10 protein-coding genes are annotated in these 11654 nt (G+C 42.4%); 4 read left to right on the top strand and 6 right to left on the bottom strand.

Going from position 1 to position 11654, the window contains the following annotated elements; genetic code table 11:
• Positions 1-927, top strand: a 927-nt coding sequence (locus ACOVQQ_RS07445; RefSeq protein WP_421817638.1) for a DUF4476 domain-containing protein, incomplete at its 5' end; no start/stop codon positions are given.
• Between the two features lie 564 nt (positions 928-1491).
• On the opposite strand, the gene ACOVQQ_RS07440 is transcribed toward ACOVQQ_RS07445, so the two are convergent.
• Together ACOVQQ_RS07440 and ACOVQQ_RS07435 are read right to left on the bottom strand one after the other, a co-directional pair.
• Positions 1492-2835 carry a deoxyguanosinetriphosphate triphosphohydrolase gene (locus ACOVQQ_RS07440; RefSeq protein ID WP_421817652.1) on the bottom strand — a complete coding sequence of 448 codons (1344 nt, stop codon included), beginning with the start codon at positions 2833-2835 and terminating at the stop codon, positions 1492-1494.
• A gap of 41 nt (positions 2836-2876) precedes the next feature.
• Positions 2877-3494, bottom strand: coding sequence for an acyloxyacyl hydrolase (locus ACOVQQ_RS07435; protein WP_421817637.1), 618 nt, complete (start codon positions 3492-3494; stop codon positions 2877-2879).
• A gap of 62 nt (positions 3495-3556) precedes the next feature.
• Here ACOVQQ_RS07435 and rnpA point away from each other — a divergent pair, with 62 nt between their 5' ends.
• Genes rnpA through ACOVQQ_RS07420 form a run of 3 tightly spaced genes read left to right on the top strand, consistent with a single transcriptional unit; the run spans position 3557 to position 6459 of the window.
• Positions 3557-3976, top strand: a complete 420-nt coding sequence (rnpA, locus tag ACOVQQ_RS07430) for a ribonuclease P protein component (RefSeq protein ID WP_421817636.1) — start codon at positions 3557-3559, stop codon at positions 3974-3976.
• Positions 3977-3988: 12 nt separating this feature from the next.
• Positions 3989-5644 carry a S41 family peptidase gene (locus ACOVQQ_RS07425; RefSeq protein ID WP_421817635.1) on the top strand — a complete coding sequence of 552 codons (1656 nt, stop codon included), beginning with the start codon at positions 3989-3991 and terminating at the stop codon, positions 5642-5644.
• Positions 5645-5646: 2 nt separating this feature from the next.
• Entirely contained in the window at positions 5647-6459 is an 813-nt protein-coding gene (locus ACOVQQ_RS07420) for an OmpA family protein (RefSeq protein ID WP_421817634.1), read from the top strand.
• Here ACOVQQ_RS07420 and ACOVQQ_RS07415 read toward each other — a convergent pair.
• The 4 genes from ACOVQQ_RS07415 to ACOVQQ_RS07400 form a co-directional block, all read right to left on the bottom strand.
• Positions 6446-6907 (bottom strand): GNAT family N-acetyltransferase, encoded by a 462-nt coding sequence (locus ACOVQQ_RS07415; protein WP_421817633.1) that lies wholly within the window; start codon positions 6905-6907, stop codon positions 6446-6448. The two genes, ACOVQQ_RS07420 and ACOVQQ_RS07415, sit on opposite strands and share 14 nt — an antisense overlap.
• Entirely contained in the window at positions 6907-7872 is a 966-nt protein-coding gene (locus ACOVQQ_RS07410; protein WP_421817632.1) for a DUF4837 family protein, read from the bottom strand. Before ACOVQQ_RS07410 ends, ACOVQQ_RS07415 begins: the two co-directional genes overlap by 1 nt.
• 133 nt (positions 7873-8005) lie before the next feature.
• On the bottom strand, positions 8006-10006 hold the full coding sequence (locus tag ACOVQQ_RS07405; RefSeq protein ID WP_421817631.1) for a LysM peptidoglycan-binding domain-containing protein: 2001 nt from the start codon (positions 10004-10006) through the stop codon (positions 8006-8008).
• Positions 10007-10252: 246 nt separating this feature from the next.
• A complete protein-coding gene (locus ACOVQQ_RS07400) occupies positions 10253-11440 on the bottom strand; it encodes a phosphoglycerate kinase (RefSeq protein WP_421817630.1) in 1188 nt (395 codons plus the stop codon).
• Positions 11441-11654 lie beyond the last annotated feature (214 nt).

The raw sequence follows: 11654 nt of genomic DNA, 5'->3' as shown, positions 1-11654 counted from the left end.
ACCGATTTAAAAAAGCCAAACTACTTGCTAAAAATCATTTTTGAAGACAGCAGTATTCCAACAATCAACGAAAATGTTTCTTTAATCGATTACGATGAGAAACGAATGAACGTTACGTATAATATCAAAAAAGATAAAAAAGGAAAGTACAAATTGCGCGTAAGTAGCTTTGATAACGATACCGAGCAACCAACCGCAACCGCCGAAGTAGTGAAATTCCACGAAACCGAAAATCCGCTACCTCAAACTGTGAAAAGTACACCTAAGAAAAACACGGAAACTACTACTCAAACGGTCGATGTAAATACAGTAGGTGTAGGTATTACAACAACTATTGAGGAGTCTGACGATCGCGTTAATGTTAACATGAACGTCGGTGGTTTAAATACAACGACAACAATCAATGATTCCGACGAAAATGTTAATATAAACATGAACGTTGGCGGGGTGAAAACCACTACTACAGTAACAACAAAAACCACAACGCCAATCAAACCGTCGCGTACCATCGGTTCTGAAGAAGATATCGATATCACCGATAAACCTAAAGTAGTTAAGTCGACACCAAAAACGACACCAAAAACAACCCAAACGGCTACGCCAAAAGCAGCAAAAACCTGTACCGTGCAAATGTCGGCTACGGAATTTCAAAAAGCGAAACAGTCTGTCCAAAAACAATCGTTTGCCGATTCACAAATGAAGGTAGCTAAACAAATTGCAGCGGCTCAGTGCTTGTCAACGGCACAAATTATCGAACTCATCAACATCTTTTCGTTTGAGCAAAACAAGTTAGATTTCGCTAAAGCTGCATACGCGAGCTGCGTGGATAAAGACAATTACTACCAAGTAAACGATGTGTTTAGCTTTTCATCATCAACCGATGAGCTAACCGAATACATCGAAAACATCGCCAAATACAAAGAGTAATTCGATACTACTCGAACCAACAAAGTTTACTTCGAGTTACGCAACTAGCGAAAATTCGAGCACAACTAAACCACAGCCGCAATTTTGTAGCTGTGGTTTTTTATTTGGGCGGCATTTCCGGCTGTTCGCTACAAGCTTTTTCAAATAAGGCACAAAAGTAAACGTTGTTCGCGGCTTCTTAGGTCGCCACGCCCAACGCACTTTTGTATGCCCCATTTATCAAAAGGCTTTCCGCTGCCATCCGGGCCGCAAAGTCGTTACCGAAAAATTCGTCTGTTTTTATGTGGTTTTTTAACATACGTAATATTGCAATATTACCTCCAGTAAAAAATTGAAAATCAATTAGATGATATCTTAGTTTTCCTATTAAATAAACTAACTTTTAGAAAAAGTACATTTTTAGGTAACGTTCGCCCGCGGCCGTGATGGCAGTGAAAATAAAAGCGCAACGAAAGCGTATGAGAGCGGTTTTGAATGGGCAACCAGCGGAAGCCCCAGACAAAGCCAGCACGAACCGCTTTTGTGCGCTTTTATTGCAACGAACAGCGCGAAATGCCGCCCAAATTACAATACCGAAAGTCCTTTTACGGTTTGGTATAAGCGCACGGCATTGCTGTCGGTGAGCAGCGAAACAAAGTGGCAAACCGATAGTAAGCGGCGATACAAGGGGGCTGAAGTATCTTGAAAACGTTCGGGCAGCAAACGTAAAATTAAAGTGTCGATGTTGCGCTCGGTGCCAGCTGCTTGGCGCTCTAAAGCCGTGATAAACGCATCGAGCAAGGTTTGAATAATTTCATAGCCGTTGATTTCCTTTTCGGTAACCTCGCGCGAACGATAAATCTTGTCGATACTCAACTTAATAATATCGTCGATTTGCGCTTTGTACTTACTTTTTTCCATCAACGATCGGTGGAAAGTACCGGCCAAAATCTCGCTTTCGTGTTGTAAAAATAACTGAACCGCATCTTGAATTAAACTGCCAATAGCCACAGCGCGCAAGTAACTGATGCGATCTTCTTTGGATTGCAACTGCGCGAATTTGCGTCGATCGAGCTTGTCTTCGACCAGTCGAATGAGGTACTCCAAAGCAAAATCTTCCGAGATCAAGCCCAGGTTTATGCCGTCTTCAAAATCGATGATGGTGTAGCAAATATCGTCGGCGGCTTCCACCAAAAAAGTAAGCGGATGTCTGTGAAATGCCACTTCTTCGCGGTCTTTACGGAGTAGTCCTAATGCGGTAGCTACTTCTTCAAAAAAGGCTTGGTCGGCTTGAAAAAAACCGTATTTCTTATCGGAGATTTCTTTGGTAGGTTTGTGTGGCAGCGATGCTTTCGGATATTTCATAAACGCACCGAGCGTAGCGTACGTTAGACGAATACCGCCTTCAACGCCGGCACGATCGCCACACAATACGTGAAAACCATTGGCATTTCCTTCAAAGCAAATTAAATCCTGCCACTCAGCAGCTGTCATTTCGGATTGGTACTGCGCGCCTTTTCCAAATTCAAAATACGCCCCAATTGCTTTTTCGCCCGAATGCCCAAAAGGCGGATTACCAATGTCGTGCGCCAAACAAGCAGCAGCTACGATTGCGCCAAAATCTTGCGCCTGATAGCCGTGTTCTTGCGCCAAATACGGATATTTTTTAAGGATAGCTGCACCGGCGGCACGTCCTAAACTGCGTCCAACCACCGAAACTTCTAACGAATGGGTGAGGCGTGTGTGCACAAAATCGGTTTTCGAAAGCGGGATGACCTGAGTTTTGTCTTGTAAACTTCGAAACGGCCGCGAGAAAATGATGCGGTCGTAATCAACGTCGAAGCCAATGCGGGTTTCGTCTTCGTCGCGGCGCAATCGGTTTTTGGTATCGCCTTGCTTTTGTAGCGAAAGAAGTTGTTCGTAGGTCATCATAGCGGTCAAGTTTACAAGTTTCGCAAAAGTAGGTTGCTTTATCGGATTTTAAAGGCCAGAGCAATGTCGCAATTTAAAGTATTAAAACCTGCGTTCGAGCTTTGCAATCCTGCGTTTGAGGTGTGTCTGAAGTTGGGTCGAATATCGAATCGTAGATTTTTTACGTGATAGGAGAGTCCGACGGCAAAAACATCTGCGAAGGCGAATCCGCGCGACAGTCGTTCGGTTTGGGTATCGGTGTACATAGGTCCAACGGATAGATAGCCGTAAACATCGAGTTTTTTCGACAAATGTCGGCGGGCGATAAATCCGATTCCGAGTGCGTATTCTCGAATATCTTTCAATTTGGTGTAGCGGTCGCGCAGTTCCTCAAAGTTGGGTTCGTCGGGCGTTACAAAATATAAGTTGAGTAGTTGGTGTTTGGCGAAGTTTAATTCGGGTTGAATTAACACTTCATAACTCCATTTTTCGGTGTGGTGAACTTGAAAAAATGCCTCAAGTTTTAGCGTTCGATTGCTGTATGAATAATCGGTATTACTTATTTCACTTCCAGCACCGGCGGCAATTCCGATGTATTTAGGTTTGTAAATTTGAGACTGAAGTGTTGTTGTAAATAAGCTACAAAACAACAGTAAGTATAATGCTGAAGCTCTCATAAGTTGTAAAACTACTAAAATGAAAGTAAAAGCGGGTGTTAATGTGTAAATTTGCGAGCTTCATGAAACAATTGTTTACATATCCAAAGGCCGACAAGCTCAAAAATACCAAGCAAATCGACGCCTTATTTCAATCGGGAAAAAGTCAGGCTATTTTTCCGGTTCGCGCCGTTTATCGTGTCGAGAATAGTGAAAATCCGGGTGTTCAAGTTGCCGTTACCGTTGGAAAAAAGCATTTCAAACGCGCCGTGCTTCGAAATAGAGTAAAGCGCTTATTGCGAGAGTGTTATCGTTTGGAACAGCATCGCTTACGCGGAAGTGAAAACCGTCGCCTGCAAGTCATGTTGCTGTATCAATCAAACGAAATACTTGAATTTGAAAAATTGCGTTTAGTTATCTGCAAGCTTTTCGATAAATTGGCACAGGATATGCAACAAAAGTCTTCGGAAGTGGTTACTGAAAATCCCGAAAACAAAGCTTAAATAAAATTATAGATGAACCGTTTTACAACTTGGGTCAGCTCTTATAAAAAACGATTATTGGTGGGTATTGCCGCCGCAGGATTGTTTTATACAACAACATCGTTTAAAGACGATTTTTTTGAAATCGCCAAGCAATTGGAGATTTTCACTGAATTGTACAAAACGGTGAACATGAATTATGTGGACGAGCTAAGTCCAGCTGATTTGATGGACAAAGCCGTTAAAAGCATGTTGGCCGATTTAGATCCGTACACCACGTACTTTAATGAAGGTGACGTGGTTCGGTATAAAATCAACAATACCGGCGAGTATACCGGTATGGGCGCCGCTATTTTGCGCAAGGACGGTATTGTTTTTGTGCGCGAACCGTACAAAGGTTACGCTGCCGACAAAGCCGGTTTGAAAGCGGGCGATGAGATTGTGAAAGTGGGCGATGTATTGCTCAGCGAGTATGAAGAAGACGCCAGCCAGTTGTTCCGCGGTTCGAAAGGAACTAAAATTGCGATTCAGTACCGCCGTCAAGGGAAAATTTACGATGCACAACTCACGCTAGACGAAGTTGAAGTAAAAGCAGTGCCGTTTTACGATATGGTCGATGCTACGACAGGTTATATAGTACTTAGTCAGTTCAACCAAAAAGCATCTGCTGAAACCAAACAGGCATTAGAAGAGTTAAAAGAAAAAGGTGCTAAGAAAATCATCTTGGATTTGCGCGGAAATCCGGGAGGTTTGCTTAACGAAGCCGTAAACGTTTGCAATTTATTTGTTCCGAAAGGCGAAGTTATCGTAACGACGAAATCGAAAGTAGAGAAGCACAACAATACGTATCGTACCGCTAAAGAGCCAGTGGATACTGAAATTCCGTTGGTGGTTTTGGTCGATGGAAAAAGTGCTTCGGCTTCGGAAATTGTGAGCGGTGGCTTGCAAGATTTAGATCGTGCCGTAGTGGTTGGAACGCGCAGTTTCGGGAAAGGTTTGGTGCAACGCCCCATCGATTTAACTTACGGAACTCAGGTTAAGGTCACAATTTCGCGCTATTATACGCCTTCAGGCAGATGTATCCAAGCATTGGACTATTCGCGAAAAGATAAAGATGGAAAAGCCATTCGTACAGATGCTTCGCAATACAATGCATTCAAAACTAAAAATGGCAGAACGGTTTACGACGGCGGCGGCATTCAACCCGATGTAGAACTGCCCGAAGCTAAGATGAGCTACATTACCACCGCACTTCAGAAAAACGACGGTATTTTTCGCTATGCTACCGATTACTACTACAAAAACCCGATTCCGGAGAATGGTATTCCTAATTTCACTTCTGCGAAATACGCCGAGTTTAAGCAGTTTTTGAAAACCAATAAAATTAGTTTTGATACGGAAACAGAAGTAGCCTTGCGAAAAACATTAGAATCGGCAAAAAAGGAAAAACTCGATCAAAGCATTGCCAAAGAATACGAGCAATTACTAGCAGCTATTCAGCGTAGTGAGGATGTAGAGCTCAATAAATATGAAGGTGAAATCAGCAAGTTGATTATCGACGAATTAATCAAACGCTACGCCTATAAAGAAGGTTTGTATAAGTATTATTTAACCAACGATACGCAAATTAAAAAAGCCACAGAATTACTTGCAAATACTGCTTCGTACAATAAAATCTTAAAAAAATAACTATGAGATTTTGGATGTTTTTATTCCTGTTACTAACTACTACTATACAAGCTCAGGAAGAAGTAGTACATTCCATTTATTTCGGTTTCGATAAGTTTTCGCTCGATGCCAAGCAAGAAACCGACGTGGTGAACTTCATTAAACAAACCGATTCTACACGAATTGAGTCTATTCAAATTTTTGGCTACACCGACGATGTCGGAAAAGAAGCGTACAACTTTAAGTTATCGACAAATCGCGCCAATACCATCAAACAAAAGCTCATCGACAACGGCATCAAGAATAAGATCATTGTTACCATTGAAGGAAAAGGACGCATTTTAATTGACGACGATGTGGTGGAGAACCTGCCTGAAGTTCGCTCCAAGAACAGAAGAGTAGATGTGGTAATCAATTTAAAACCTCTTCCTAAAATTGAACTGCCCGGATTCTACACGAGCATACAGAAAAAACACGTGGTTGGCGACCATATCTACCTCGAAAATCTATTATTCGAGCGCGGTAGTTCTAAATTAACCTTTAAGTCGAAAACCGATCTAGACAAAGTAGCGCGTTTGTTGCAGAAGTACAAGAATTTGCATTTTGAAATTCAAGGACATGTATGTTGCACGCCGCCGTTTCAAAAAGAGGCTATCGATAAAGAAACGCGTAAACGACAACTGAGTCATAACCGAGCCGAAAGCGTTTACAAATACTTGATTTTTAAGAAAATCGATAAAAAACGAATGACGTTTAAAGGCTACGGAAATACCGTTCCTTTGGGGAAAGGCGCCGAGTACGATCGTCGAGTTGAGTTGGTAATTACGAAGATTTAGGATCTAATCGCATACGCACATGCGGGATGTTGTCTTCCAAATACATCTCACTAATGGTGACAAATCCGTGTGAAGCGTAAAATTGCTCTAGATAACACTGGGCAGAAATTTCGATGCGTTGCACGCCGAAAAGGCGATACAATTCGCGAATCGCTTCGGTCATGAGCAGATGCCCCCATTTTTTGTTGCGATATTCAGGATCAATAACCACACGTCCGATACAAGCCGTTTCAAAGTAATTTCCCGCATCGAAAAGTCGGCAATAACAAACAATGCGATTGTCGGCAACGCCCATTAAATGCACGGATTTTTGATCGTAATAATCGACGTCTAAGTACGGACAGTCTTGTTCTACGACAAATACTTTAGCGCGCAGATGCAGAAGATCGTAAAGGTTTTGTGTACTTAATTCGTCGAAGGGCTTAACCAGCCATTGCGGTGTTTCCATCAATATAATTTTACCGATTTTATCATGGCTTCCAGTTCGTGCATCAAGTCGCGCTTCTCTGTCGACGGCGCATAACAAAAGCCTTCTACAATTACAAATTGGTTGCGTTTTTTATCGCGAATGGCAAAATTGATAAACGAACCGTTCATGAAATCGCCTTTTAGTTCCCAAGTTCCTTTGGTTTCGTAAATTCTCCTTCCGTTCAAACGTCCGACGGCAAAATACGGCGCATAAGATTCCTCGGTTTGCATTTTACTTCCACGTTCTTTTCCGCGAATGTATTTTCCGCTAATTGAATCGCGAACGCGAATGATATTCCCCGCTACATTTCCTCCTTTGAAGATGGCCGACGTTGGAACGCGATAAACGACTAAACTGGTGTTGCCCGATAAAATCTCGCTTTTAAACCAAATAAAGTTGCGTTTAGAAAGTGCCACTTTGTATTTGTCTGAAATCAATAAATCGATTTTAAAACGTTTTTTGAGCAGCTCGGTTTCCAATTTACTGGTATCGATTTTTCGCTGGGAATACGCTATTTCGTTTGCTTTAAACTGACTAACAATTCCGTTTACTTGTTTGTCGAGCAGGGTAATGATTTCAGGAATCGATTTGCCGGAAATGTGCGCCACGTGCTGCGGTTCGGCAAATTCATTTCGAACGATTTTATACGCATTCCGATCCTCTTTTTTGATGATCAAAACGTTTCGTGCGGTTAACCGTCCATCGAGTGCGCGAAGCGGATACTGATTTATCGTGAACTGTGGTTCTTCTTGGGGAAGTCCGTCTACTGGAGCAGCAAATTTCTTACGAATACTATCGCCAATTTCACCATCCCACAACTGATCGGGAATCACAACCGACAAAGAGTTTACGGCGCCCGTAGCTTGTGGCAATGCAGTTGAGTCGCGATCTGCGCAAGCAAAAAGCAATAATGCTAAAACACAAAATAGGGCTGATTGTCGCATACCAATAACTCTAAAAACCTATGTGATGGGTGCTCAGGTTTTAAGTATTTCAAAGCTACGAATTAGTTCGAAACATAACGACCGAACGGCGCAGGGAAAATGCCAGCAGCCTTATTATCGTGCGAAAAACAGATTATTTTCCGTTGATTTTTAAACGCATACCTGGTTTAAGATCGTCGCCGCTGATTTTATTCCACTTCTTGATGTCGGAAACCGTAACACCGGGATACTTTTTCGCGATGGCAGAAAGCGAATCGCCTTTGCGAACCAAATAGCTCTCAGAACGCGATTTTTGTTTGTTCGCAGCTACTTCTGATTTTACACCTAAGTCGGTTTTTTGGATGATCAGTTTGGCGCCAACGGCAATTTGTGTTCCGCTTAAATTATTCCACTTTTGAATATCGGCAACGCTAACTTGATGTTTACGAGCAATAGCAGCTAAATTGTCGCCAGCCACAACAACATAAGCAATCTCCTGCGTTGCAACTGCGTTTTCGCGTAATTCTTCAGCGGTTTTAGCGGTTAATATCTTAAGTTGCGTGTTCAGTTTCACGTTATTGTCGGCCATGTTGTTCCATTGCTTTAAATCGGCAACAGTAACATTAAATCGGCGGGCAATACTGCTTAAGTTATCTCCAGCTTGTACCGTGTATAGTTGCGGTTCGCTGTTTTCTGAAACCGCTGTGTCGTTAACTTTTTGCGAACCCGACACTTGCGTTTTCGCTTCTTTTTCGTTATTCGAAGCATCGGCTACTGCGGTATTTTCTTCTGCGGCAACCGTTTTGTAAATGCGCAGGTTTCGACCTAAAGGTGCGGTGTTGCTTCGCAGTTTATTCCATTTCTTTAATTGCGCAACGCTTACATCGTACCGATTGGCAATGCTACTTAAGTTTTCACCGCGACGTACTTTGTGGTATTTTGTTTTTGTTGAAACATCTTTAGGCATCGAATCGCGGGCGGCAACTCGGCTGCTGTCGCGTGCCGTTAGATATTGTTGGTATGGGCGTTCGCGACGTGCGTTTTCAAATTCTACGTAAGCATAAATTTTATCTTCGTTCGAAGTAAACAAAGCTACCTTCTCGGCAGGTAAACGCAAATAATGCATCTTATCGGTGTAGGTTGGAATCACGTTAACCTTATAAGACGGATTCAAAAGTTGCAATTGTGCGATCGGAATATCTAATAAATCCGACAATTGTTTGAAGCTAATTTGCTTGCGAATTCCCACTGTGTCTGTTTGGAAATGCTTGATAATTGCGCGGTTAGGAACAATGCCATGCTCTTTGTGGTATTCGTAAATGTACATAGTTGCCAAGAAAGCCGGTACGTAACCTTGAGTTTCTTTTGGTAAATTCCGACGAATATTCCAATAATTTTCTTGTCCACCGCTTCGGCGAATAGCTTTGGCAACATTTCCTGGCCCGCTGTTGTACGACGCCAAAACCAAATCCCAATCGCCAAAAATACGGTACATATTGCTCATGTACTGTGCTGCTGCGTCACTGGCTTTTAATGGGTCACTACGCTCATCTACGTACGAATCGATGTGCAAATTGTATTGCTTCCCGGTTTGGTACATAAACTGCCACAAACCTGTTGCACCCACGCGCGAAACAGCTTTTGGGTTTAATGCCGATTCAACCACGGCCAAATATTTTATTTCTAGCGGTACATTTTTCCGCGCAAGCGCCTCTTCAAATAAAGGGAAATAATATTCAGAAACGGCCATCAAGCGCTCAAAGGCACGCTTTCGGTTTTTCAACCACGACTTGATTAAATTCTCTAAACCAGGATTGTATTCAATATTAAAAGGCGATTTTGCATCGAGCTCTTTTAATCGTTTCTTTAACAATTCAGTCGATAAGTTGTATTCAACCTTTTCGTCTAAGTCGATGTTTTTAATATCTGCCGATAAATCTGCATACAAATCAAGACTCGTGAGTTCCTTCAACCAAAGGCTGTCTACGCACGAAGCCATTTTGTCGGTTACAAAAGTTTTTTTAATGCTATCTAAGAACTGAGCTGCTGTTTGTTTCGAGGGAGTTGAACCGCTAACCGCCACGTCCTGCGCCAAAACAACCGGCGCCGCAAACAAGCTGAATAAAGCAGTAACAACTATTTTTTGTATTCTCATAATGTTTGTTTCTGAGGTTACTTTGTCTTGCCAAAAACTGTACCAATCTCCGATCATGGGCTGCTGTGGCAAAAGAAAATAGCTAGCCACAAACGACAAAAAACTTCAATTTATGCAAAATTAGCAATTAGAATTTTATTTTACCTAGTCTATAAACCACTTTTAACCTTTTTTATTGTTAATTAAGCAAAAAAAGCGGCAGTTGCACGAAACAACTACCGCTAAAGTTTGCCGATTATTTAAAACTTATTCTAAAATAGCATCAATTCCCGGTAAGCTTTTTCCTTCCAACATCTCCAACATAGCACCACCGCCTGTCGATACATAACTCATCTTTTCTTCCAGTCCAAATTGCTTCACAGCCGCAACCGAATCGCCGCCGCCAACCAACGAAAATGTTCCGTTTGCTGTAGCTTGCGCAATGAAATTCCCTAAAGTAATGGTTCCGTTAGCAAAGTTCGAAAATTCAAAAACACCTAGTGGTCCGTTCCATAAAATGGTTTTCGATTTCAATACCAAAGCCCCAAATTGTTCCAAGGTTTTTGGTCCGGCATCTAAGCCTTGCCAGCCGTTCGGGATGCTGCGTACATCGCAAATTTGCGTTTGTGCCTCGTTCGAAAACGAGTTTGCAGCCACTACATCAACCGGAATGTGAATGTTCACACCTTTCGCTTTTGCCTTTTCCAAAATCTCAAGAGCTAAGTCCAGTTTGTCGTCTTCGCAAATCGAGTCGCCAATTTCGCCACCCAGAGCTTTTATAAATGTAAAGGTCATTCCGCCACCCAAAATCATGTCGTCAACCTTGTCGAGAATATTTTCGATTACCGTAATTTTCGACGAAACCTTACTTCCTCCTAAAATGGCCAAAACAGGTTTCTCGGCCGCCTTCAATACTTTATTTAAACTTTCAATTTCTTTTGCCAACAGGGTTCCGAAGCATTTTTTCTCGGGGAAAAATTGTGCAATAATGGTTGTCGATGCGTGTGCACGGTGCGCCGTTCCAAAAGCGTCGTTCACGTAAATGCTTCCCAATGCAGCTAATTCTTTCGAAAAGGCAACATCGCCGGCTTCCTCTTCTTTGTAGAAACGCAAATTTTCTAAGAGTAAAACTTCGCCTGCTTTTAAATTCGCAGCAGCTTGTTGCGCAACTTCACCGCGGCAATCGCTCGCAAAATGTACCGGAACTCCAAGAATCTCCGAAGTTTTAGCAACGATATGTCTCAATGAAAATTGATCGTCGATACCTTTTGGTCGGCCGAGATGCGACATTAAAATCACACTTCCACCGTCGGCTAAAATTTTATCTACTGTGGGTTTTGCCGCTTCAATGCGCGTGGCGTCGGTTACCTGGAAATTCGCGTCAAGCGGAACGTTAAAGTCCACACGAATTAGTGCCTTTTCGTTGGCGAAATTAAAATCAAAAATCGTTTTCATCTGTTTGCTGTTTGGTTTCAAAGATATAAACTCAGCGAATAAATACCGTATGAAGGCTCTTTTTTGATGTTATTTAATGCTGAATTTTATTTTTTGGCTGTGCCCCTCCGCCCGAGCTGTCCCCACTGTCGGGTCGCGTCGTCCGCTGTATCTCCCAAAAAACGCAAGCGATTTTTTGGCAGGATGCCGCTTCCACCGCTCACAGGGGCAATCG

This window comes from Flavobacterium sp. (assembly GCF_049240005.1).
Lineage (GTDB): Bacteria > Bacteroidota > Bacteroidia > Flavobacteriales > Flavobacteriaceae > Flavobacterium.
The sequence above is the reverse complement of the archived record's forward strand: the minus strand, read 5'-3'. Positions and strand labels throughout refer to the sequence as shown.